At 72.1% G+C, this 23014-nt stretch carries 17 protein-coding genes; 11 read left to right on the top strand and 6 right to left on the bottom strand.

Annotation, left to right across the window (positions count from 1 at the left end; translation table 11 throughout):
• Positions 1 to 44: 44 nt before the first annotated feature.
• The 7 genes from EL340_RS14140 to disA all read left to right on the top strand — a co-directional run bounded on the left by EL340_RS14140 (position 45) and on the right by disA (position 9212).
• Positions 45 to 1004 carry a sugar-binding transcriptional regulator gene (locus tag EL340_RS14140; RefSeq protein ID WP_126415153.1) on the top strand — a complete coding sequence of 320 codons (960 nt, stop codon included), beginning with the start codon at positions 45 to 47 and terminating at the stop codon, positions 1002 to 1004.
• Positions 1005 to 1179: 175 nt separating this feature from the next.
• Positions 1180 to 3270, top strand: coding sequence for a transketolase (gene tkt / locus EL340_RS14135; protein ID WP_164719405.1), 2091 nt, complete (start codon positions 1180 to 1182; stop codon positions 3268 to 3270).
• Between the two features lie 588 nt (positions 3271 to 3858).
• On the top strand, positions 3859 to 4851 hold the full coding sequence (locus EL340_RS14130) for an ISAs1 family transposase (protein ID WP_232022964.1): 993 nt from the start codon (positions 3859 to 3861) through the stop codon (positions 4849 to 4851).
• 59 nt (positions 4852 to 4910) lie between these two features.
• Positions 4911 to 5390: a hypothetical protein gene (locus EL340_RS14125; RefSeq protein WP_232023113.1), complete on the top strand. Its 480-nt coding sequence runs from the start codon at positions 4911 to 4913 to the stop codon at positions 5388 to 5390.
• 296 nt (positions 5391 to 5686) lie between these two features.
• On the top strand, positions 5687 to 6106 hold the full coding sequence (locus EL340_RS14120; RefSeq protein WP_126415151.1) for a hypothetical protein: 420 nt from the start codon (positions 5687 to 5689) through the stop codon (positions 6104 to 6106).
• 323 nt (positions 6107 to 6429) lie between these two features.
• On the top strand, positions 6430 to 7854 hold the full coding sequence (radA, locus tag EL340_RS14115; protein WP_126415150.1) for a DNA repair protein RadA: 1425 nt from the start codon (positions 6430 to 6432) through the stop codon (positions 7852 to 7854).
• Between the two features lie 287 nt (positions 7855 to 8141).
• Positions 8142 to 9212, top strand: a complete 1071-nt coding sequence (gene disA / locus EL340_RS14110) for a DNA integrity scanning diadenylate cyclase DisA (protein ID WP_126415149.1) — start codon at positions 8142 to 8144, stop codon at positions 9210 to 9212.
• Positions 9213 to 9284: 72 nt separating this feature from the next.
• Here the strand turns inward: disA and EL340_RS14105 are convergent, their stop codons facing one another.
• From EL340_RS14105 to EL340_RS14080, 6 genes are all read right to left on the bottom strand, one after another.
• Complete coding sequence (locus EL340_RS14105; RefSeq protein WP_232023112.1) at positions 9285 to 9956, bottom strand: hypothetical protein; 672 nt, start codon at positions 9954 to 9956, stop codon at positions 9285 to 9287.
• Between the two features lie 758 nt (positions 9957 to 10714).
• Positions 10715 to 11656 carry an HhH-GPD family protein gene (locus EL340_RS14100; RefSeq protein WP_126415534.1) on the bottom strand — a complete coding sequence of 314 codons (942 nt, stop codon included), beginning with the start codon at positions 11654 to 11656 and terminating at the stop codon, positions 10715 to 10717.
• Positions 11657 to 11902: 246 nt separating this feature from the next.
• Positions 11903 to 12805 (bottom strand): hypothetical protein, encoded by a 903-nt coding sequence (locus tag EL340_RS14095; protein ID WP_126415147.1) that lies wholly within the window; start codon positions 12803 to 12805, stop codon positions 11903 to 11905.
• 122 nt (positions 12806 to 12927) lie between these two features.
• Positions 12928 to 13413 (bottom strand): SRPBCC family protein, encoded by a 486-nt coding sequence (locus EL340_RS14090; RefSeq protein ID WP_126415146.1) that lies wholly within the window; start codon positions 13411 to 13413, stop codon positions 12928 to 12930.
• Between the two features lie 109 nt (positions 13414 to 13522).
• Complete coding sequence (locus tag EL340_RS14085) at positions 13523 to 14143, bottom strand: amino-acid N-acetyltransferase (protein WP_126415145.1); 621 nt, start codon at positions 14141 to 14143, stop codon at positions 13523 to 13525.
• 135 nt (positions 14144 to 14278) lie between these two features.
• On the bottom strand, positions 14279 to 15526 hold the full coding sequence (locus EL340_RS14080) for a sugar-binding transcriptional regulator (RefSeq protein WP_126415144.1): 1248 nt from the start codon (positions 15524 to 15526) through the stop codon (positions 14279 to 14281).
• A 472-nt stretch (positions 15527 to 15998) separates the two neighbouring features.
• Between EL340_RS14080 and EL340_RS14075 the strand changes: the two genes are divergently transcribed.
• From EL340_RS14075 to EL340_RS14060, 4 genes are all read left to right on the top strand, one after another.
• Complete coding sequence (locus EL340_RS14075) at positions 15999 to 17798, top strand: glycerol-3-phosphate dehydrogenase/oxidase (protein WP_126415143.1); 1800 nt, start codon at positions 15999 to 16001, stop codon at positions 17796 to 17798.
• Positions 17799 to 17967: 169 nt separating this feature from the next.
• The gene (locus EL340_RS14070) at positions 17968 to 18708 is read left to right on the top strand and encodes an MIP/aquaporin family protein (protein ID WP_126415142.1); all 741 of its coding nucleotides are present in this window, start codon (positions 17968 to 17970) and stop codon (positions 18706 to 18708) included.
• Positions 18709 to 18802: 94 nt separating this feature from the next.
• Positions 18803 to 20350 carry a glycerol kinase GlpK gene (gene glpK / locus EL340_RS14065; protein ID WP_126415141.1) on the top strand — a complete coding sequence of 516 codons (1548 nt, stop codon included), beginning with the start codon at positions 18803 to 18805 and terminating at the stop codon, positions 20348 to 20350.
• A 392-nt stretch (positions 20351 to 20742) separates the two neighbouring features.
• Entirely contained in the window at positions 20743 to 22827 is a 2085-nt protein-coding gene (locus tag EL340_RS14060; RefSeq protein WP_126415140.1) for a heavy metal translocating P-type ATPase, read from the top strand.
• The last annotated feature ends 187 nt before the right edge of the window (positions 22828 to 23014 follow it).

Genomic DNA, 23014 nt, shown 5'->3' with positions numbered 1-23014 from the left:
TCAGGACAAGAGATCAGACGATCACGATTGGATAATCTGAACGCATGTGTGCACAGCTGACCCGGGAGCGGGCCTCACTGCTGCTGGAGGTGGCCCGCCTCTACTGGGACGAGGGCCTCGACCAGGCGAGCATCGCCGGGAAGATGGGCTACTCGCGCCCCACCGTCTCGCGCATGCTCGCCGAGGCCCGCCGCCACGGCGTCGTCACCGTCACCGTCTCCCACCCCATCGAACGGCTCATGGCCCTGGAGGAGCGGCTGACTCGGGCCTTCGGGCTCAAGGAGGCGCGGGTGGCCGAGGACCGCGCCGACGGCGCCAGCGGCCCTGGCGCCGAGGTCGCCCGGGTGTGCGGCGACCTGCTCCTGGGGCACTGCGGCCCCCGCAGCGTCATCGCCGTGTCCAACGGCCGGGCCGTGGGCGCCGTCGTCCACCACCTGTCCGAGCGGGTCTGGCCGGAGTCGACGACGGTGGCGATGCTGGGCTCGGCCGGGGAGTCCTTCCACCTCGAGGACGGCCCGGACATCTGCCGCAACCTGGCCCTGCGGCTGGGCGGTCACTACCGCTCGCTGCCGGTCCCCCTCGTCTTCGACTCCCTGAAGAACGCCCGTGCGGTGCGCAGCGAGGAGCGGGTGGCCACCACCCTGGAGCTCGCCGCCCGCAGCGACGTAGCGCTCACCGGCGTCGGCGCCGTCGGAGAGACGACGAGCAGCCCGCTGCTGCGCCGCTGGATGACGCCCGCCGTCATGCGCGAGTGCCGCCGCAAGAACGTCGTCGCCCACGTCTGCGGGCACCACCTGGACACCGAGGGCAACCACGTGCGCACGGCCCTGTGCGACCGCACCCTGTGCCTGGACCCCTCCCGGCTCAGTGAGATCCCCCTGGTCATCGGCGTGGCCGCGGGCCGGGACAAGGTCGAGGCGCTGCGAGCGACCCTGCGCGGGGGCTACCTGTCCGCCCTCGCCACCGACGAGAGCACTGCCCGCTCCCTCCTGGAGGGGGCCTGAACGGGGCGGGCCAGCGTCGAGTTGAACTGAACACGCGTTCACCGGTGTACTTGCCCGCCCCTGCCGAAGCGGGAAGGATCATCCCTGATGCCCAGTCACGGATGCACCGGCTCCACCGGCGCCGCGCTCGTGGCTGCGAGCGACATGCACCCTCATGCACAAGGAGTCCTCAGTTATGAGTGCTGAGCCGCTGCTCACCGACCTTGACCGTCAGACCATCGCGGTTTCCAAGGCCCTGGCCGCCGACGCCGTGGAGAAGGCGGGGTCGGGTCACCCCGGTACGCCGATCTCCCTGGCGGGGGTGGCGTGGCTGCTCTACCAGCGTGAGATGGTCCACGACCCGCTCGACCCGGGCTGGCTGGGGCGGGACCGGTTCGTCCTGTCGATCGGGCACGCCTCGCTGGTGCAGTACATCCAGCTGTTCCTGGCCGGCTACGACATCGACCTGGAGGGCTTCACGGCCTTCCGCTCCCCGGCGGGCCTGCCGGGCCACCCCGAGTTCGGTGAGGTGCCCGGGGTCGAGACGACGACCGGCCCGCTGGGGGCGGGCTTCGCCAACGCGGTGGGCCTGGCCATGGCGGCGCGCCGCGAGCACGGGCTGCTGGACGCGGGCACACCGTTGGGCGAGTCGGTCTTCGACCACTTCGTCTACACGATCCTCGGTGACGGCTGCATGCAGGAGGGCGTGAGCTCCGAGGCCGCATCCCTGGCCGGCACCCAGCAGCTGGGCAACCTCATCGCCATCTACGACGACAACGACATCTCCATCGAGGGCAACACGGACATCGCCTTCACCGAGGACGTCTCGGCCCGCTTCGAGGCCTACGGCTGGCAGGTGCTCGACGTCGACTGGCGCACCGGGCCCGACGGCTATGCCGAGGACCTGGAGGCGCTGCACGAGGCCGTCGTGGCGGCCCGCGCCGAGACGAGCCGGCCCACGCTCATCCGTCTGCACACGATCATCGCCTGGCCCTCGCCGACCAAGCAGGGCCAGGAGTCCTCCCACGGGGCCAAGCTCGGGGGTGAGGAGATCGCCGGGCTCAAGCAGGCCCTGGGCCTGGATCCTGAGCAGACCTTCATCCTGCCCGACGACGTCGTCGACCGTGCCCGCACTCGGGCCGCCGAGAACGCCCGGGCCGCCCACGCGGTCTGGGACGAGCGCTTCGCGGCCTGGCAGCAGGCCAACCCCGACGGGGCCGCGCTGCTGGAGCGCCTGGAGGCCCACCGCCTGCCCGAGGGGCTCCAGGCGGCCCTGCCGACCTGGGAGGTCGGGGAGTCCCTGGCGACCCGTGCGGCCTCGGGCAAGGTGCTCTCCGCGCTGGCCGACGCGGTGCCCGAGCTGTGGGGCGGGTCGGCGGACCTGGCCGGCTCGAACAACACGACCATGGCGGGCGAGCCCTCCTTCCTGCCCGCCTCCCTGGCGCAGGCCGAGGGGGACGGGCCCTTCGGGCGCACGATCCACTTCGGTGTGCGCGAGCACGCCATGGGCTCGGTCCTCAACGGGATCGCCCTGGACGGGCTCACCCGCCCCTACGGCGGCACCTTCATGGTGTTCTCCGACTACATGCGTCCGGCGGTGCGCCTGGCGGCGCTCATGGGGATCGGCTCGATCTTCGTGTGGTCCCACGACTCCATCGGCGTGGGCGAGGACGGCCCCACCCACCAGCCGATCGAGCACCTGGCGGCGCTGCGCGCCATCCCGGGCCTGGCCGTCGTGCGCCCCGGGGACGCCAACGAGACCGCCGCCGCCTGGGCCGAGATCCTGCGCCGTCACGACGAGCCGGCTGGCATCGTCATCTCGCGTCAGAACCTCCCCGTGAGCGCCTCCGCCCGGGCCGCGGCCGACGGCGTGCACCGCGGCGCCTACGTCCTGGCCGAGGCCACCGACGCCTCCGGACAGCAGGTGAGCCCCGACGTCGTCCTGGTCGCCACCGGCTCCGAGGTCGGCGTGGCCGTGGCCGCCCGCGACATCCTCCAGGAGCAGGGCACGCCCACCCGGGTGGTCTCCGCCCCCTGCCTGGAGTGGTTCGCCCAGCAGGACGAGGCCTACCGGGCCGAGGTGCTCCCGGCCGGTGCCGCCAAGGTCTCCATCGAGGCCGGTATCGCCATGGGGTGGCGGGAGATTGTCGGCGACGCCGGCGAGATCGTCTCCCTGGACCACTACGGCGCCTCCGCCGCCGGCACCACGCTGTTCGAGGAGTACGGCTTCACCGGGCAGAACGTGGCCGAGCGGGCCCGCCGGGCCCTGGCCCGCACGCGCGGCTGACAGCGGGCGACCGCCCCACCTCACCGAGCCGGGCATGTTTCGCGTAGCCCTACGGTTTTTCTGTAGGGCTACGCGAAACATGCCCGGCTCGGCGCGTGAGAAACATATGTCACGGGGATACCACTCCCCATGCCGTGCGGGTGACGAATCGGTTGTTTTTAGGCACGCTGGGGACCGGTCGCGCCACCGGGCGCACTGCGGAACAACAATCCCCGAACACAGAAAAGGCCGTCTCATGAGCACGTCCCCCGCCCAGAACGACCCCCGACTCTCCAGCAGTGAGAGCTCCGACGAGGAACAGACCCAGGGGGTCGGCAAAGTCGGTGGGTGATGAGGGATGAGCCGGTCTGACGGGGGCTTTGACGGGGTTTGGTGTGTCGTTGAGACGGGGGCGCGGGCCCCGTGGGGACGATGAGTGGTGTCTAGTCATCCCCTCGTCCTGGGAGCCCGCGCTGATGCCATCCTCCACCACGACCGCCTTGTCGCGCCAGCCCCTGGTCCAGGTTCTCAGGAACGTGACCGACCCCCGCGATCGGCGGGGTGTGCGCTTGAGGCCTGCCCACGGTCCTGTCCCTGGCCGTCACCGGGGTGCTGGCCGGCTGCCGGAGCCTGACGGCGATATGGGAGCACACCACCGACCTGACCGGCGCCGACCTGCGCTCTCTGGGGCTGGAGGAGGGGCAGGCCCTTCCATCGGAGTCCACCATCCGACGGGTGCTCCAGGACCTGGACCCCGCAGACCTCGACGCCCATCTGATGACCTGGTTCTACACGCGTACCGGCACCATCAACGGCCGCACAGTGATCGCCGTGGACGGCAAGACCATGCGTGCAGCGCGCAGGGGCGAGGATCCGGCGCCGCACCTCCTGGCCGCCTTGGACCACGCCACGGGCGCCGTGCTTACCCAGGAGCGGGTGGCCGGCAAGTCCAACGAGATCCCCGCACTCAGGGTTCTGCTTGAGCCCCTCGACCTGGACGGGGTCGTGGTGACCGCTGACGCCATGCACACCCAGGTGGACACCGCCCGGTGGATCACCCGGCGTGGTGGTCACTACGTGTTCACCGTCAAGGGCAATCAGAAGACCCTGCGCAGGACGCTCAAGGCCCTGCCGTGGAAGGACGTCCCGTCCATCTCCTCGGTCGAGCGCTGCCACGGTCGGTGGGTGCGGCGCACCGTCAAGGCCCTCGAGGCCCCTCAGCGGGTGGACTTCCCCGCCGCCGCCCAGGTGATCCAGATCCGACGCACCCGAACCGTCAAAGGCCGCAAGCGTGTCGAGGTGGTCTACCTGATCTGCTCCCTGCCCATGACCGACGCCCAGCCCGAGGCCGTCGCGGCCTGGGTCCGCGGGCACTGGGGGATAGAGAACCGTCTCCACTGGATCCGGGACGTGGTCTTCGACGAGGACCGTCACCAGCTGAGCACCCGCAACGGCCCCGAGATCATGGCCGCCCTAAGGAACCTGGCCATCAGCCTCATCCGCCTCTTCCTCGGGCCCGGCGTCTCCATCGCCTCAACCACCAGATCCCTGTCCAGACGCCCCAAACGAGCCATCAGCCTACAGACCCAACCAACCCCCTAAAACCGACTTTGCCGACCCCCTGGGAACAGACCCCTCGTACGCGCTACTACTACCTCATCATGACCGTCGTGGTCCTGATCGCCGTCGTGATCGACATCGCGATCTACATCGCAATCATCACGAACGTTGAGGGGAGGGTGCGCATCCCGTACCTGGTCTTCATTGTTCCCGTTGTCGCCGCCCTGGCGATCGGACGCTTCGCCGACGCGGCCCTGGCCAAGCGCTCTCCCCACCTGGTGCCCGGTTACACGGCCCAGCAGTACCAACCCTACCCCGGTGCAGTACCCGCGCAGCAGGGCTACGGCCAGGTGCAGCAGCCGATGGCACCGCAGGGCACCGGCTACGGTCAGCCCCAGTACGGCCAGGCGCCCAGTCAGGTCCCCAGCCAGCAGGTGGCCCCCGGTACACCCCAGCAGGCCGCGTACGGGCAGCAGCCAGGGCAGGCGCAGCAGGGTCAGTACGGTCAGACCCCCACCAACCAGGTCCCCCAGGCTCCTCAGAACCAGCAGCCCTACGGACACAACGGGCAGATGAGCTGAAGCCGGACGGAGAAGCCGGACACGCTCGGCCTCGCGGCGGAGCAGTCTTCCCACATCTCAGAGAGGACATGACTCATGAGCACAGCTCACGTCCCCCAGGGCTCCGGAAACCAGGACTCGGACGAGGACGAGATCACGATCCGTACCCGTCTGTTCTACCCGCTCTTCGGGATCGCGGTGATCGTCGGCGTCATTCTGGACGTCATTCTCCTCGTCATTCTCAACACCTATGTGCCGGGCAGGGCGAGGACCCCCTGTGGCTGTTCATCATCCCGATCGCCGTCCTCCTGTTCCTCGTGTCCTTCGTCGATGACGTCCTGGCCAAGCGCTTCCCCAACCTGGTCCCCGAGCACATTCGCCAGCAGGTGGCGGCCGCTGAGGCTGCCAAGGCTGCGGGAGCGCCCCAGCAGCAGGGCTACGCTCAGATGCCCGGGAACCCGGTGCAGGGACAGCAGGCCGCGTACGGGCAGCAGCCGGGCCAGCCAGTAGCACCGCAGGGCACCGGCTACGGCCAGGTCCCCGGCCAGCAGGTGGCCCCCGGTACGCCCCAGCAGGCCGCGTACGGGCAGCAGTCGGGCCAGGCACAGCAGGGGCAGTACGGTCAGGCCCCCACCAACCAGGTCCCCCAGGCTCCTCAGAACCAGCAGCCCTACGGCCAGAGCGGTCAGGCCGGTCAGGGCGGCCAGCCGGGACAGACCGGTCCGGTCGGCTACTGAGCTCTTCAAGGGTCCGGCCGCGTGGTACGCGAGGTGTCTCGCCCCGTGCACCACGCGGCCGGATCTTACGGACCGTGGAGCATCCTCGGGAAGGACGTTGGTGCCCAGCTGCCGGCTGGGTCGTGTTGCGAAAGCACGGCGAGGCATCCGCGCGTTCGTAGGGTAGGTCGCGCGGTCGTACCCTCTACCCTTCGAACGCGAGACCTAAGGTACGACCACGACGGGTCACGTGGCTCACTGCGGCTCCGAGAGATCCCCGCGGGCCCAGTTTCGCAACACGGCCTAGGAGAATAGATGTCGGTGGCGCCCGATACGCTCCCGTCATGCCCGCAACGAAGAGTCCTAAAGCCCCCAAGGTCTCCTACCAGTGCACCGAGTGCGGCTGGTCCAGCCCCAAGTGGATGGGCCAGTGCCGGGAGTGCCGGGAGTGGGGAACCCTGGAGGAGGTCCAGGCCACCGGAGCCCCGGGTGGGGCCGTCGGCGGCGGTGCCCTGGCCGCCGCCAGCGCCGTGCTCCCGGCGGTGGCCGCCCGCCCCATCGGTGAGGTCAGTGCCACCGAGGCCCGGGCCCGCCCCACCGGGGTGGGCGAGCTGGACCGGGTCCTGGGAGGCGGGATCGTGCCGGGCGCCGTCGTGCTGCTGGCCGGTGAGCCCGGCGTCGGCAAGTCCACGCTTCTGCTCGACGTCGCGGCGAAGGCCGCCGCCGTGACGCGCGAGCGCGGTGACGGCCCGGTCCTCTACGTCACTGGTGAGGAGTCCGCCTCGCAGGTGCGGCTGCGGGCCGAGCGCATCGACGCCCTGGACCCGGGGCTGCTCCTGGCCGCGGAGACCGAGCTCGGGGCCCTGCTGGGGCACGTGGAGGCGGCCGGCCCCTCCCTGCTGGTGGTGGACTCGGTCCAGACCATCGCCTCGGCGCAGGTCGAGGGCAGCGCCGGAGGCGTCACCCAGGTGCGGGCGGTGGCCGGCGCGCTCATCGCGGTGGCCAAGGAGCGTGGCATCCCGGTGCTGCTCGTGGGGCACGTGACCAAGGACGGCGGGATCGCCGGGCCCCGGGTCCTGGAGCACCTGGTCGACGTCGTCGCCCAGTTCGAGGGCGACCGGCACGCCCGGCTGCGTCTGCTGCGGGCCGTCAAGAACCGCTACGGCCCCACCGACGAGATCGGCTGCTTCGACCTGGGCGAGCGGGGCATCGTGGGGCTGGCGGACCCCTCGGGCCTGTTCCTGTCCGCCGCCCGATCCGAGGTGCCGGGCACCTGCGCCACCGTCACCCTGGAGGGGCGCCGCCCCATGCCGGTGGAGATCCAGGCGCTCGTGGCCTCCACCAACGCCGGCTCCCCGCGGCGCACCACCTCCGGGGTGGACCACTCGCGCACGGCCATGGCGCTGGCGGTTCTCAGCGCCCGGCTGCGGGTGGACACCTCCAGCGCGGACGTCTACGTCTCCACCGTGGGTGGGGCCCGCGCCGTCGAGCCGGCCACGGACCTGGCCGTGGCCATCTCCGTGGTCTCGGCCGCGCGCAACCTGCCCACGCCCGCCGGTCTCGTGGCCTTCGGGGAGGTGGGGCTGACCGGGGAGGTGCGTGCCACCGTCGGCATCCAGCGGCGCCTGGCGGAGGCCTCCCGACTCGGCTTCGACCGGGCGATCGTGCCGCTGGCGGGCTCGTCCGAGCTGCGTGAGGTCGCCGGGATGCAGGTCCTGCCGGTCGCGCACGTGGGTGAGGCCATGGGGGCGGCGCTGCCCCGGGGCTGAGGGGCCCAGGAGGGTCGAGAGCTCGAGCAGGAGGGGAGGGACCATCCCCGGCGCGGCTCGATGCCGTGCCCGACGCCGCAGCCGCCCGCGGTCAACAGACCGAGCGGTCCAGTGTGGGAAGGCCCTCTCCGAGGGGCGGCCCGCCTGCCGATACCATGGGGCGGTGGGCACCGGCGGGTGCGCGCTCAACCAGATGGCGTGGAGCCAGGTGGCCCGGAGCGCTCGCCCCGCTGCGGTGAGCACCCACCGTGCGAGCCCTTCCCCAGGACACCGCGAGATCAGGAGAGATGATGATCGAGGCCGCTGGCCAGTTGCGCGAGACGCTAGCGCTCGTCGCTCCCGGCACCGTCCTTCGTGACGGCCTGGAGCGGATCCTGCGCGGTCGCACCGGGGCGATCATCGTGCTGGGCTTCGACCCGGTGGTCGAGGCCATCTCCTCGGGAGGCTTCCACCTGGACGTCGAGCTCTCCGCGGCCCGGCTGCGCGAGCTGGCCAAGATGGACGGCGGCGTCGTCGTCGACATGGACACCGCCCGGATCCGTCGCGCCAACGTCCAGCTCCTGCCCAACGCCTCGATCCAGACCTCGGAGACGGGCATGCGCCACCGCACCGCTGAGCGCGTGGCCCGCCAGACCGGCTACCCGGTCATCTCCGTGAGCCAGTCGATGCGGATCATCTCCCTGTACGTGGACGGCAAGCGCCACGTGCTGGAGCCCAGCGAGTCGATCCTGGCCAGCGCCAACCAGGCGCTCTCGGCGCTGGAGCGCTACAAGGCCCGCCTCGACCAGACCTCCGCCGGGCTGGACTCCCTGGAGATCGAGGACCTCGTCACCGTCCGTGACGTCACCTCGGTGCTCCAGCTCATGGAGATGGTCCGCCGCATCTCCGCCGACATCGACTCCTACGTCCTGGAGCTGGGCACCGACGGGCGCCTCCTGGCGCTCCAGGTCGAGGAGCTCACCCGGGGCCTGCTCGCCGAGCACGGATTCCTCCTGGAGGACTACCTGCCCGCGGGCCTGGACACCGCCACCGTGGACGCGCGCCTGAAGTGGGTGGGCTCCCCCGCCCTCCTGGACCTGGCGATGGTGGCGCGCTCCATGGGCCTGGGCGGCATCGACGGCCAGGACCTGGACGCCCAGGTCTCCCCGCGAGGCCTGCGCATCCTGTCCAAGATCCCGCGCCTGCCCGTGGTCACGGCCCGGGCCGTCGTCGAGCAGTGGGGCTCCCTGCAGGGGGTCCTGGGCGCCACCATCGAGGAGCTCGAGGCCGTCGAGGGCGTTGGCGCCCAGCGGGCCCGGACCCTGCGAGACGGGCTGTCGCGACTGGCGGAGATCTCCGTCGTCGAGCGCTACGCCTGAGCTCCTCAGCGCCGTTTAAAGTCACCGTCACCGCTCCTCCAGGGCCCTCCCGACCGCTTGGGGCGAGCACGGTCAGCCGACGACGAAGACCCGGTCCTCGGTCAGGTCCTTGCCCCCCATGACGAAACGGAAGCGGTAGGTCCCCGCACCGGCGACGCTGCCAGGAGCGGTCTGCGTCTGATCGGCCGAGGCGCTCGCGGAGGAGGCGTCGGTCGCGCTCGGATCAGCTGAGGCCGTGTCCTGGCCGGTGGCCTGCGCGCTCGCGTTGTCGCTCGGCGTGGAGGAGGCCGAGGCCCCGGCCGGCGAGGCCGGTGCCACGGTGGCGGCGGCGCAGTCAGAGGTGGCGGCGTTCCCGTTCCAGGTCACGCTGATATCCGCGGCCTGTCCCGGAGGCAGGAGAAGAGCTCGCTCGGCCTGGCCCACGGGGCAGGTGATGGAGTCCCACACCTGCTGAGAGCCCGAGGAGACCCGGACCCCCACGGCCTGGCTGCCGGCGTCGAGCAGACAGGGCGCCGAGCCGTTGTTGACCAGGGAGATGGAGAAGGTCGCCCCCGCACCGACGCCCACGGACTCCGGGCCGTGGACGGTATTCGACAGGGCCGTGGGGTCGCAGGCCACGGGCGTGGGGTAGACGGTGTGCACCTGGGCGGCGGCGCGCTCCTCGTCCTGGCTGCGGATGGTGCCGCGCACCCAGAGGTAGCCGATGATGATGGCCACCACGAACAGCAGGAGGAACAGCAGCACACCGCCCAGCACCAGGGTGCGGCGCAGCCCGTAACGGGGCTGGGGAGGGATCGGCTTGCGCAGTCGACCGCTGCGGGGCTGGTCCGGGCCCTGAGGAACCGCGTCTGGGGCGCCGGTGAGCCGCCCGCCGCCGATGTGGGCCCACTGGGCGCCCTTGCCCCAGCCGTTGCGACGGCGACCGGAGCGGCCGGCCTGGGTCGAGCTCGTGCGGGCGGACTGAGCGGTCCCCGGGGCGGCCTGCCGTGGGCGAGCCGCTGAGGAGCCCTGGGAGCCCTGCGAGTTCTGGGAGCCCGCAGAGCGCCGCTGGCTCTTGCCGGCCCGCCCCTTGGGTGACCCCTGGCCCTTGCCGCCCTGAGCCGGCTTGCCCGAGCCTGCGCCGGAGGGTCTGCCCGCCTGCCCCGAGCGCAGGGGGCGTCCGGTCTGCTTGGCGCCGGAGGTGCGGCCCCCTCGGCCCTTGACCTGGGAGCCGCTGTCCTTTCCTTGGGAGGACCTGGCTGATCCACCACCGGCGCGAGCGGAGGAGGGGTGCCCGGCGCCGCCCCCTGCCGGTGGGGCCGGGACTGGGAGCCCGAGGAGGAACGGCCTGCCGAGGAGCCCGCGCCGCGACGGGCCGAGCCTCGTCGTCCTGCGCTTTCCCCATGACTGCGTCCGCGTCCTTTGGCCATGGTCACGACTCTACCGGCGCAGTGCCCCCGAGGCCGTGAGCGCCCCGCCCGCGCGCCCGCCGCGGCAGGTCGAGCGCGGCTGCCAGCGCGCGGTTACGGGAGCCGGTAGGTGGCGCCGTCGTCGTCGGTGGCGATGAGCCCGTCGGACAGGAGAGTGGTCAGTGCCCGCCCGGGCTGATCGGGGTCGGGCGCGGTGGCGCCGGCGCGTAGGCCCGCCCGGGCCGCGCAGGCCATCAGCTCCCCGGCCTCCACGGGCCGCCCGTCAGCCGCCTCGCGCAGGCGGGCCATGACCAGGCCACGGGCCTGGCGGTCGGTGCCGTGCCAGGCCTGGGTACGACGTCGGCCCGCATGGACGTCCGCGGGGCGGCCGGCCGCGAGCCAGGCGCAGTCGCTGCGCCAGGGGCAGGCGGCGCAGTCGGGTTCGCGGGCGGTGCAGACCAGGGCGCCGAGCTCCATGACGGCCACCGACCAGTGGGCGGCGGTGGCGTCGTCGGCGGGCAGCAGGCGCAGCGCCCGCTCGCGCTCGGCCCGGTTGAGGCTGGGGGCGGGCAGGGCCTGGCCTCCGACGGCGCGCGCCAGGACGCGTCTGACATTCGTGTCCAGCACGAGCGCGCGGCGGCCGTGGGCGAAGGCGAGGACGGCGCCGGCCGTGTACTCCCCCACCCCGGGCAGGGCCAGGAGGGCGTCGAGGTCATCGGGCAGGACGCCGTCGTGCTGCTCGACGACGCTGCGGGCGCACTCGATGAGCCGCAGGGCCCGGCGCGGATAGCCCAGGCGTCCCCAGACCCGCAGCACCTCGGCGGTCGGGGCCTGGGCGAGCTCGGCGGGCCCGGGCCAGCGCCGCATCCACTCCTGCCAGGCGGGGATGACGCGGGCCACCGGGGTCTGCTGGCTCATGACCTCCGAGACGAGGACCTCCCACGGCGTCGTTCCGGGGCGGCGCCACGGCAGGTCGCGGGCGTGGGCGTCGTACCAGGCGATGACGGCCTGCGCCGAGGGCTCGCCCGGCACGGCCGGCTCAGCGGGTAGCGGCACCGACGCGACCGCGGGCACGACGTGCACCGACGGCAGCGAGGGCGCCGAGGAGGCGGACGGCGCAGCCGTGATCGTGTCATGTGAGGCGGGGCGGGCAGGCACGGGGCACACCGTAGCGGCAACGGCTTGGACGGGGCTGGTCGTCTTATCGCGCCTCGTTCTCGGAGCCCTTGTGCTCCTCGGGATCGAGCCGTAGGCCTCGGGGACGCACCCTGCACCCCACGATCTCGCGAGGGGTGAGGGGAGTCAGGGACGCAGGCCCTGGCGGCGCTCCTGGCTCTCCCGGAGTCCCTGCTGAATACCCAGGACCCCGCCCAGCTCGACGTACTCGCCCGTCTCCTGGGTGTACCCGCGCGCCACGGCCCAGTCCCAGATACGGTCCAGCTCGGCGGCGCCCTTGCTCTCCAGCGCCTCACCGCTGATACCGGACCAGCTCAGACCGGTCAGGGAGACGGCCTTCCCGTCGGTGTCGACGACGTGCGCCTCGGCGTGCCGGATCCGGACCTTTCCGGCGGCGGCGTTCATGGCCGCCGGCGCGCCGGAGACCTTGACGAACAGGCCCGTGCGAGACCGGGGCCAGGGGATGTCACGGCCCCTGCCTGCGACCCCATGATGGATGCCGGTCGCATCGAGCACCGTGCGCACCGACATGAGCAGCATGGTGCCGAGCAGTAGGAACACTGCTATGAGAAGAAGGATGACGAAGCTGCCTGTCGCCCCGTGGTCGATGAGCTCCTTGACCGCCGCGGCCAGACACACCAGCCCGAATCCACCACCCACGATGAGCTGGATGCGGCTGGCGGTCGTCGCCGTGGGCTTGAGGACCAGCCTGTCCTGATCAACGGGGATCGGGGCGAGCTGAGAGGGCTGGTAGCCGGCCTGCGGGACCGACGACGGCTGCGGGCCGCCCGGAGCGCCGTAGGCCTGGCCATAGCCCGGCTGCCCGGCGGCAGCCTGGCCACCACTCAGTCCCTGGCCCGGCTGCCCGTACTGGGCGTAGGAGGCGGGCTGCTGGGGCCCGCCGTACTGTCCGGGCTGCTGAGTCTGGCCGTACTGGCCGTACTGGCCGTACTGAGCCGGCTGACTGGGCCGGCCGTACCCGGGCTGGGGCTGCTGACCGTAGGGACCGTTGACCGGTGGCTGACTCATGAGCGCCTCTCTCGTCGGGCCGCTGCGGGTGCCCGTGGCTTCAGGGATGACATGGTCAGGCTAACGCCCCGCTCGCGCGGTGTCCTGAGGCAGAGCTCCCCATCGGCGGCCGCCCTTGCCGGCTACCTGCCGCCGCTCAGACGACGCAGCACGCGCACCCGCGGGCTCCAGGTGGCGGGCCGAGCCACCAGGCCGGTCGCCTCCCGCTCGGCGTTGTCGAAGAGGTCCTCGACGACGGCGTCGTGCACCGGCTCGACCATGACCGGGAACGCGAGCCGCATGGCACCGCTGGTGCGCCCGATGAGGACGTGGCGGATGCGGGTGCGCCCATCGTCCAGGGCGTCGAGGCTCAGCTCGTGCGCACCGATGATCCCCGTGCGCGGGTGGAAGGCGAACCGCACCCGCCGACCGGGCTCGTACTCGCTGACGTAGTAGCGGATGGCGCCGTGTCCTCCGTCGGCCCCCAGTGCCAGGGGCCGGTCCAGGACCATCGGGGGCCAGCTCCGCGACGGCCAGAGACGGTCGCCCTTCTGCCCCAGCCCATCGAGCAGGGCGCCCAGAGGCTCGATGGGGGCGTTGATGACGCGTTCGTGGACGTTACGGATCATGGCTGCTCCTCCATGTCGTCACTTGCTTGTCCGGAAGGATCACGCCCGATACCGCGGGGAGCCGGGGCGCGGTGCGCCCGGCCCCCTCAACCCGTTCGGCCCCGCAGGCTCACAGCTGCAGGAGCATACGGGCGTTGCCCAGGGTGTTGGGCTTGACCCGGGCCAGGTCGAGGAACTCGGCCAGACCGTCGTCGTGGGAGCGCAGCATCTCGGAGAAGACGTCCGCGCCCACGGGTGTGCCCTCGATCGGCTCAAAACCGTGAGCGCCGAAGAAGGGCTCCTCGAAGGTCAGGCAGAACACCCGCTTGAGCCCCATCTCCCGGGCCTGCGCGATGAGCTCGCGCAGGATGGCCGAGCCGAGCCCGGTTCCCAGGGCGTCGGGGTGGACGGCCAGGGTGCGCACCTCGGCGATGTCGTCCCACATGACGTGCAGCGCCCCGCATCCCACGATCCTGGGTGCGGCAGGCGTCTGCCCGTCATCAGTCCCGGCGCCCGGGACCTCCTCGGCGACGATGAACTCCTGGATGTCCTCGAAGTAGGAGATGAGGTCCTTGGAGATCAGGACGCGGCGCTCGGCGTAGGGGCGCACCAGCTCGGCGATGGCGCGCACGTCCGCCGGGCGCGCCGGCCGCAGGACGCGGCGCGCGCCGTCCACCCCGTAGACCTCGACCCGGTGCGTGACCCGGCCGGCCGGCCGCTGCTCATCTGGTGTGACAGCCGTGCTGCTCATCGTCGTCCGTATTCCGTCATTCCGTAGGGCTCGGTTCTCTTCCGTGGGCTCGCGCGGCCGGCGCTCCACCGGTCACGTCGGGGCCGTGAGCAGACCGCAGCGCGATCCGGGCCCACATCCTGCCACGTCCGGGACTCATCGCGAACCGCCTCCCACCTGGCCCCGGGCCTCGGCGAGCTCCAGGACGGCGCGGGCCGTGGCGTCGTCGACGACGAGGTCGGTGGCGGTGCGGGCCCGCAGGGCCGCCAGGAGGGCCCGGGCCTTTCCGGTCCCGGCGGCCACGCACAGGCGGCGCGGGATCCGGGCGAGCTGGGCGGGGGTCGGGCCGGTGGCGCGGGCGTTGAGAGTGACATCGCGCCAGGATCCGTCGGCACGCAGCAGCACGGTGCACACGTCCCCCACCACGTTCTGGCGGCGCAGGACGGCCTGGTCGCGGGCGGTGAGGTGGCCACCCTCGTAGACCTGGGAGGGCAGGGCCCCGTTGAGGGCGTCGAGGGCGCCGACGCCGAAGACGGCCAGGCTCGCGCGGCGCGTCACCGCCAGGACCCGCTTGACCGAGCGCTCCGACCACATGGCCTCGCGGGTGGCCACGTGGTCGAAGAAGGCCGGAACCGGGAAGGAGATCGTGCGGGCCCCCAGTGAGGCGCGCAGGCGCGAGAGCACCTCGCCGGCGCTGGGGCCCTCGCGCATCGGGTCCGAGGCTCCGTTGAGCTGGACGACGGTCAGCCCCGGGACCGGGCGCGAGGGCAGGGCGGCACTGACCTCCGACATGGTGGTGCCCCAGGCGACGCCGACGACGACGCCCCCGCCGCCGTCCCGGTCCGTATCCCGCCCGGCATCCTTCCCGACCACGCCGTCTCCCGAGGCGTTCCCGCCGGTGCCGACGCGATTGCCGTGGCTTCCTCCGACGTCGGGGCCCGACGCGCCCTGAACCGGCCCAGCCGGACCAGCCGGCCCCTGGGAATCGGCTCCGCCGCTCCCGCCCTGCTCGACCAGGGCCTCGACGAGATCGACCATGTGCGCGGCGGCGACGGAGGCGACCTGCTGGAGACGATGGATCTCCGTGGTGCCCTCGCGCACCGGCACGATGTGCGTGCGCACTCCGAAGACCTGCGCCATCCGCCCCTCCAGGGAGCCGGCGCCACCGGGCTGGACGAGGGTGACCCGCACGATCCCCTCCAGGCGGGCGCGCGCCAGAAGGCGGGAGACGGTGGAGCGCGAGACCCCCAGGTGGTGGGCGATGACCTCCATCGTCTCGCCCTGGACGTAGTACATGGAGGCCGCCTCATAGGCACGCACGAGCCCGCCGAGGTCGGTGGAAGCCGCTGCAGCGTCAGGGGCGTCACAGGCATCAGGGGCACTGGGGGCGGTTCTGCCGGTCACGACGATCTCCTTCTCCTCCCGCTGCTGACGTCACCACTGGCAGGGCCGTTCCACGCCACGGAAGGACACGGGATGACCCAGGAGGACGCCGGGGGCGCGGCCCTCATCCCACACAACATCAGATGTCCCCTTCTGGCGGAGCGTCTGCGCAGGTAAACGGACATCCTTGTGGAAGTCCTCAAACCAGTATGCACGTTTGTGCACCTACCTTGCGCATTCTTCCACGTACGGCGACAGTGGTGACCACCGCCACGGTGAACCCGTGCGAGCACAAACGAGGCGCAGCAGGAGCAGCGGAACCCGGTACCGGGACCCGGCATCACGTGCCGGAGCCCGGGCCCCGCCCCGCTCCCCTGCCCGGCACCCCGGTCAGCGCCGACCGGGGCCCGCGGGCCTCACCGACCCGCACCGGCCGCACCGGCCCACACAGACCCATCCACCCGACCTCACGACCCGTAGGAGCCCAGGAGCCATGACCTCCACCCGCACCCCCTCCTCGAAGAAGCCCTCCGCCCGCAGCTCCGCAGCCGGCCCCTCCTACCCCGTCCCCACGCACGACACCGCCCTCAACGCAGCCCAGCGCGAGCGCGCCCTGGAGGAGATGTCCTCCTCCGAGGGCCTGGACGTCCTCGTCGTCGGCGGTGGCGTCACCGGCGCCGGCATCGCCCTGGACGCGGCCGCCCGCGGCCTGCGCACCGGCATCGTGGAGATGGGCGACTGGGCCTCGGGCACGTCCTCGTGGTCCTCCAAGCTCGTCCACGGCGGCCTGCGCTACCTCTACCAGCTCAACTTCGCCCTCGTGCACGAGGCCCTCACCGAGCGCGGCCGCCTGCTGACCACCACCGCGCCGCACCTGGTCAAGGCCCAGCCCTTCCTGTGGCCGCTCAAGCACCACTACGAGCGCTCCTACTCGGCGGTCGGCGTGGGCATGTACGACGCCCTGGCCCTGGCCGGCGCCCGCGGCCACAAGACCGTGCCGATCCAGCGCCACCTGGGCCGCAAGGGCACCTCGGCCCTGGCCCCCTCGCTGGACACCAGCGGGCTGGCCGGCTCCATCCGCTTCTTCGACGCCCGCGTCGACGACGCCCGCCTGGTCATCGACCTGGTGCGCACCGCCGTCGGCCTAGGGGCGCTGGCCGCCAACCGCACCAAGGTCACCGGCTTCATCACCGACGAGCGCGGCCACGTCCACGGCGCCCGCGTCACCGACCTGGCCACCGGCGAGACCCACGAGATCCGCGCCAAGCGCACCATCAACGCCGCCGGCGTGTGGACCGAGGACGTCCAGGACCTGGCCACCGACGCCGGGGGCCTGAAGGTCCTGGCCTCCAAGGGCATCCACATCGTGGTCCCCAAGGAGGCCATCGACGCCGAGACCGGGGTGTTCCTGCGCACCGAGAAGTCTGTCCTGTTCATCATCCCCTGGCCCGAGTACTGGGTCATCGGCACCACCGACACCCCCTGGGACCTGGACGTCTCCAAGCCCGTGGCCACCGCCGCCGACGTCGACTACATCCTCGAGCACGCCAACTCCGTCCTGTCCCGGCCCATCACGCGCGAGGACATCATCGGCGTCTACGCGGGCCTGCGGCCCCTGCTCCAGCCCAAGCTCAAGCCGGGCGCGGAGGCCGCCTCCACGAAGGTCTCCCGCGAGCACACGGTCACCCGGGTCGCCCCGGGCCTGACCGCCATCGCCGGCGGCAAGCTGACCACCTACCGGGTCATGGCCTCCGACGCCGTTGACCACGCCCTGGGCGAGGCCCTCGCCCACGCCCACCCCTGCGTCACCCAGGAGCTGCCGCTGGTGGGTGCGGCCGGCTACCACGCCCTGGCCAAGCGGGCCGGGCGGATCGCCGGCGAGCGCGGCTGGACCCTGGAGCGGGTCACCCACCTGCTGGACCGCTACGGCGACGAGACCCCGGCCCTGCTGGCCTCCATCGATGAGGCCGACGCAGACTCGCGCCTGGGCGAGCCGCTGGAGGAGGCCCCCACCTACCTGCGCGCCGAGGTCGCCTGGGCCGTCACCCACGAGGGCGCCGAGAGCCTCGACGACGTCCTGCTGCGCCGGGTGCGCCTGGACCTGTCCCGCCGCGACCGGGGGCTGGCGGCCGCCGACGAGATCCTTGAGATCATGGCGCCCCTGCTGGGCTGGTCGAAGGAGGACGTCGCCGCCCAGAAGGAGGCCTACGCCCAGCGCGTGGCCCAGATCGCCGCGGCCGAGGCCGAGCTGACCGACGACGCCGCGGTGGCACACATCACCGAACCGATCTAGGCTCCTGCCGGCCGAGCGGACCGAGCCGGTGCCGCTCGGCCGGATGACCCCGTGCGACCCGCTGTTCCCGGCGGTGGCGGGCAGCACGCCAACCCATCACCCATCGAGAAACCGGACCACGCCGGTGCCGTCCGAACCCGCACAACGTCGTGCAGAAAGAGAGCCGCACATGTCTGCGACCCTGCCCCAGATATTCGCCTCGGAGGCGTTTGGGACCTTCCTCCTCATCCTCCTGGGCTGCGGCGTCGTCGCCGGTGTCGCGCTGCCCACCTCCAAGGCCAAGGACGGCGGCTGGATCGTCGTCACCATGGCGTGGGGGCTGGCGGTCTTCGTGGGCGTCTACGCCGCCTACAAGACCGGCGCGCACCTCAACCCGGCCGTCACCATCGGCCTGGCGGTCGCCGGACGGGACCTGGCCGAGGGGATCCCCGCCTCGGCCACCAACATCGTCGTCTACTTCGCCGCCCAGATGGTGGGCGCCATGGCGGGCGCCGCCGCCGTGTGGCTGGCCTACAAGAAGCAGTTCGACGAGAAGGCCGACGCCGCCGCCAAGCTGGGCGTGTTCGCCACCGGCCCGGCCGTGCGCTCCTACGGCTGGAACGTCGTCACCGAGGCCGTGGGCACCTTCGTCCTGCTGGCCTGGATCATCGCCTCGGGCAAGACCCCCACCGAGCTCGGCCCGCTGGCCGTCGCCCTGGTCATCGTCGTCATCGGCCTGAGCCTGGGCGGCCCCACCGGATACGCCATCAACCCCGCCCGTGACCTGGGCCCGCGCATCACCCACGCCCTCCTGCCCATCCCGGGCAAGGGCGGCTCGGACTGGGCCTACTCCTGGGTCCCGATCGTCGGCCCGATCATCGGCGCCGTCGCGGCCGGCCTCATCGTCCCGCACATCGCCGGCCTGTTCTGAGCCCGGCCCAGCACCGTATCGCTGCGGCCGGCGGGCCTCGCCGCACCGCAGCCCTCACCACAGCCCCCTCACAACGCAGTGAAAGGACAATTCCTTGAGCCCCAACAGCACAGCTGACAGCCCCGAGAAGAAGTACGTCCTGGCCATCGACCAGGGAACGACCTCCTCACGCGCCATCCTGTTCAACCACGACGGCGAGATCGTCGCCGTCGACCAGAAGGAGCACGAGCAGATCTTCCCGCGCGCCGGCTGGGTCGAGCACAACGCCGTCGAGATCTGGGACAACATCCGCTCCGTCGTCGGCGGGGTGCTCGCCAAGGCGCAGGTCAACCGCCACGAGATCGCCTCGGTGGGCATCACCAACCAGCGCGAGAGCGCCGTCGTGTGGGACAAGAACACCGGCGAGCCCGTCTACAACGTCATCGTCTGGCAGGACACCCGCACCCAGAAGATCTGCGACCGCCTGGCCGGAGACGAGGGGCCGGACAAGTACAAGGACCGCGTGGGCCTGGGCCTGGCCACCTACTTCGCCGGCCCCAAGGTCACCTGGGTCCTGGAGAACGTCGAGGGCGCCCGCGAGCGCGCCGAGGCCGGCGACCTCCTCATGGGCACCATGGACACCTGGACCCTGTGGAACCTCACCGGCGGCGTCAACGGCGGCGTGCACGCCACCGACGTCACCAACGCCTCGCGCACGATGCTCATGAACATCGACACCCTGGACTGGAACCCGGAGATCTGCGCCGACATGGGCATCCCCATGTCGATGCTCCCCGAGATCCGCCCCTCCTCGGGCGTGTTCGGCCACGGCCGCAAGAACGGCCTGCTGGTGGACACCCCCATCAGCGGGATCCTGGGAGACCAGCAGGCGGCCACCTTCGGCCAGGCCTGCTTCGAGAAGGGCCAGGCCAAGAACACCTACGGCACCGGCTGCTTCATGCTCATGAACACCGGCACCACCCCGGTGCGCAGCGAGAACGGCCTGCTGACCACCGTGTGCTACCAGATCGGGGACGAGCCGGCCGTCTACGCCCTGGAGGGCTCGATCGCCGTGGCCGGCTCACTGGTGCAGTGGCTGCGCGACAACCTGGGCATCATCAGCGACTCCAAGGACATCGAGGCGCTGGCCGCCAGCGTCAAGGACAACGGCGGGGCCTACTTCGTGCCGGCCTTCTCCGGGCTGTTCGCACCACACTGGCGCCCCGACGCCCGCGGCGCACTGGTGGGTCTGACCCGCTACGTCAACAAGGCGCACATCGCTCGGGCCGTGGAGGAGTCGACCGCCTTCCAGACCCGCGAGGTCCTCGAGGCCATGAACGCTGATTCCGGGCAGGCCCTGACCGAGCTCAAGGTCGACGGCGGCATGACCCGCGACGAGCTGCTCATGCAGTTCCAGGCCGACCAGGTGGGCGTGCCCGTTGTGCGCCCGAAGGTCGCCGAGACCACGGCGCTGGGGGCGGCCTACGCCTCCGGCATCGCGGTGGGCTTCTGGTCGGGCACCCAGGACGTCATCGACAACTGGGCCGAGGACAAGCGCTGGGAGCCGGCCATGGAGGAGGCCGAGCGCGAGCGGCTCTTCCGCAACTGGAACAAGGCCGTTCAGCGCACCCTGGACTGGGTCGACGAGGACGTCGTCGAGTAGCAGCCGTCCCGCAGCACCCCGCCGCCGGCGGATCCCGTCTCCCCACGGGTCCGCCGGCGGCGCCGTTTCGCGCCTTACCACGTCCCGGGCGGCTGGGGTTCGGCCTTTCCCCCGCCGATCTGTCACAGACGGCGACTTTTACCCCGCGCGCCCGCCCACCTCGCCAAGACCTCTCACACATCTACGCAGGTCAGCGCATTTCCGTCTGGGAGTGACCCTCAGAACCGGGATGAGAACGGGATGAAAAGTCGCCAATCGTGACACGGCGAGGGTTCCCGGGTCCCCACCTAGTCCTGACATACACTGCCGAGCCCCTTGAATGATCGGTAGATTCCTGGGTGGACCCGCCTGAGCTGCGGGGCCCGTCCCGTTCCCGTTGCGAGGAGTCCCCTATGACGGCTCATCCGCCCTCCCACCCTTACCCGACCACGCAGCCCCCCTCCGCCTCGACGCCGGCGCTGCCCGTTGACGAGTCCGACGACCCCTCGGGCCCCGGGGGTCCCGGCGGAGCCGGCTCGGGCGAGCGGATCATCGACCGGATCGAGCGGGCCGACATCGCGCGCATCGCGGTGGTGGGGCTGGCGGCCCTGGGCGCCTGGGCCGCGAGCGCGGCCGGCGCCTCCGGCTGGGCGGTGGGCAGCGTCGGGGTGGTGGCCCTGGTGGTGGGCTGCTGGCCGATCCTCGTCGAGGCGGTCGGGGACCTGCGCGAGCGGCGCATGAGCATGGAGCTGTCGATGCTGCTGGCCATCGTGGCGGCCGCGGCGATCGGTGAGTGGGTGACGGCGCTGGCCGTGACCGTCTTCGCTCTGTGCGCGGAGGTCCTGGAGGACCTGTCGATGGACCGGGGTCGTGACGCTCTGACGGACCTCATGTCCTTCCTGCCGCAGACCGCACGGGTGGTGACCGACCCGGAGACCGCCGAGACCACCGAGGCGCCTCTGGACGAGGTGCGCCCGGGGCAGGTCATCGCCCTGAGCCCCGGGGGCCGGGTGCCCGTTGACGGCCTGGTGCGCGCCGGCCGGGCCGATGTCGACCAGTCCCGGATCACCGGGGAGTCCCTGCCCGTCCAGGTCGGGCCCGGCGACCGGGTGCCGGCCGGGTCGATTACGCGCGGCGCCCTGGAGCTTGAGGTCGAGCGGGTCGGCGAGGACTCCTCCTACGGGCGCATCGTGGCGGCGGTGCGCCACGCCCAGTCCTCACGCGCGCCGGTCCAGCGCCTGGCAGACCGGCTGGCGGCCCGGATCGTCTACCTGGCGCTGACGGCGGCCCTCGTCACCTTCCTGGCCACCCGGGACGTGCGCGCCACGATCTCGGTCATCATCGTGGCCGGCGCCTGCGGGGTGGCCGCGGGAACGCCCCTGGCGGTTCTCGCGGCGATCGCCCGTGCCGCCCGCTGTGGGGCCTTCGTCAAGGACGGCACCCACCTGGAGCAGCTCTCCGCGGTGGACACGGTGGTGCTGGACAAGACCGGGACCCTCACCGTAGGTGCGCCCCGGGTCGTGTCCGTCAGTGCCGCGGGACCCGCGGAGGAGCCCGGTGAGAGCTCCGGTGAGGGGCCTGCCGAGGGCCCGCCCGCGGGCGAGGTCGAGATCCTGGCCCTGGCGGCCGCGGCGGAGTGGAACTCCGAGCACCCGATCGGCCGGGCCATCCGCACCGAGGCCGCCGTGCGCGACCTGACGGTGCCGGTGCCCAACGACGTCGCCTACTCCCCCGGCGCCGGGGTGAGCGCCCTTGTCGACGGACGGCGGATCACCGTGGGGCGCCGGCAGGATCAGACGCGCCGGCCAGGCCAGGAGGCCCCCACGCCCGACGCCAGTGCCACCATCGGCCCCGGCACCTCTGACGCCTCTGACCCGGAGGCGCCGTCGGCCACCTCCGTGGTGGAGGTCAGGGCGGACGATCGGCTCCTGGGCACCATCACTGTGGCCGACCGGCTGCGCCAGGGGGCGGCCACCGCCGTGCGCGACCTGGGTGAGATGGGGCTGGAGGTCCTCATGCTCACCGGCGACTCGGCCGCCTCCGCGAGCCGCGTGGCCCGCGCGCTCGGCCTGGCCGAGGACCAGGTGCGTGCCGGGCTCCTGCCCACCGACAAGGAGGAGGTCGTCCGTTCACTGCGCCAGGCGGGCAAGTGCGTGGCGATGGTGGGCGATGGCGTCAACGACGCCCCGGCCCTGAGCGCGGCCGACGTCGGTATCGCCATGGGCACCGGCACGGACGTAGCCCGGGAGGCCGGGGACGTGGTGCTCGTGGGATCCGACCCGGCCGACCTGGTCGAGACCGTGCGGGTGGCCCGCCGGGCCCGCGGCATCATCATGGTGAACTTCGTGGGCACGGTGGTGGTCGACGTCGCGGGCATGATCGCCGCCGGTCTGGGGGTGCTGGGGCCCGTGGCCGCAGCCCTCGTGCACGTCGTCTCCGAGTCCGCCTTCATCCTCAACTCGGCCCGCCTCGTGCCCCGCCCTGGCCGTCGGCGCTGAGCCCCGGGGCGGTCGGGGGCACGACCCGTCGCGGTCGTACCTTAGGTCGCGCGTTCGAGGGGTAAAGGGCACGACCGCGCGACCTACCCTACGAACACGCGGACGCCTCAGCGTGCGTTCGCAACAGGGTCCAGGTCCTTCCCCGTTTTTAGTGCACACATGGGCCCGCAATACCGGGCCCTGGACC

It is taken from the genome of Actinomyces viscosus, assembly GCF_900637975.1.
In the GTDB taxonomy this organism is placed as follows: Bacteria; Actinomycetota; Actinomycetes; order Actinomycetales; family Actinomycetaceae; genus Actinomyces; species Actinomyces viscosus.
Note: the sequence above shows the minus strand (reverse complement) of the source record. Positions and strands in the feature narration are given on the sequence as shown.

Excerpts from the sequence above, each read along its gene's own strand:
- tkt (WP_164719405.1), top strand. The coding sequence starts at position 1,180 with ATGAGTGCTGAGCCGCTGCTCACCGACCTTGACCGTCAGACCATCGCG.
- EL340_RS14090 (WP_126415146.1), bottom strand. The coding sequence starts at position 13,413 with ATGATCCGTAACGTCCACGAACGCGTCATCAACGCCCCCATCGAGCCT.
- EL340_RS14075 (WP_126415143.1), top strand. The coding sequence starts at position 15,999 with ATGACCTCCACCCGCACCCCCTCCTCGAAGAAGCCCTCCGCCCGCAGC.
- EL340_RS14125 (WP_232023113.1), top strand. The coding sequence starts at position 4,911 with ATGACCGTCGTGGTCCTGATCGCCGTCGTGATCGACATCGCGATCTAC.
- radA (WP_126415150.1), top strand. The coding sequence starts at position 6,430 with ATGCCCGCAACGAAGAGTCCTAAAGCCCCCAAGGTCTCCTACCAGTGC.
- EL340_RS14095 (WP_126415147.1), bottom strand. The coding sequence starts at position 12,805 with ATGAGTCAGCCACCGGTCAACGGTCCCTACGGTCAGCAGCCCCAGCCC.
- EL340_RS14140 (WP_126415153.1), top strand. The coding sequence starts at position 45 with ATGTGTGCACAGCTGACCCGGGAGCGGGCCTCACTGCTGCTGGAGGTG.
- disA (WP_126415149.1), top strand. The coding sequence starts at position 8,142 with ATGATGATCGAGGCCGCTGGCCAGTTGCGCGAGACGCTAGCGCTCGTC.
- EL340_RS14060 (WP_126415140.1), top strand. The coding sequence starts at position 20,743 with ATGACGGCTCATCCGCCCTCCCACCCTTACCCGACCACGCAGCCCCCC.
- EL340_RS14085 (WP_126415145.1), bottom strand. The coding sequence starts at position 14,143 with ATGAGCAGCACGGCTGTCACACCAGATGAGCAGCGGCCGGCCGGCCGG.
- EL340_RS14070 (WP_126415142.1), top strand. The coding sequence starts at position 17,968 with ATGTCTGCGACCCTGCCCCAGATATTCGCCTCGGAGGCGTTTGGGACC.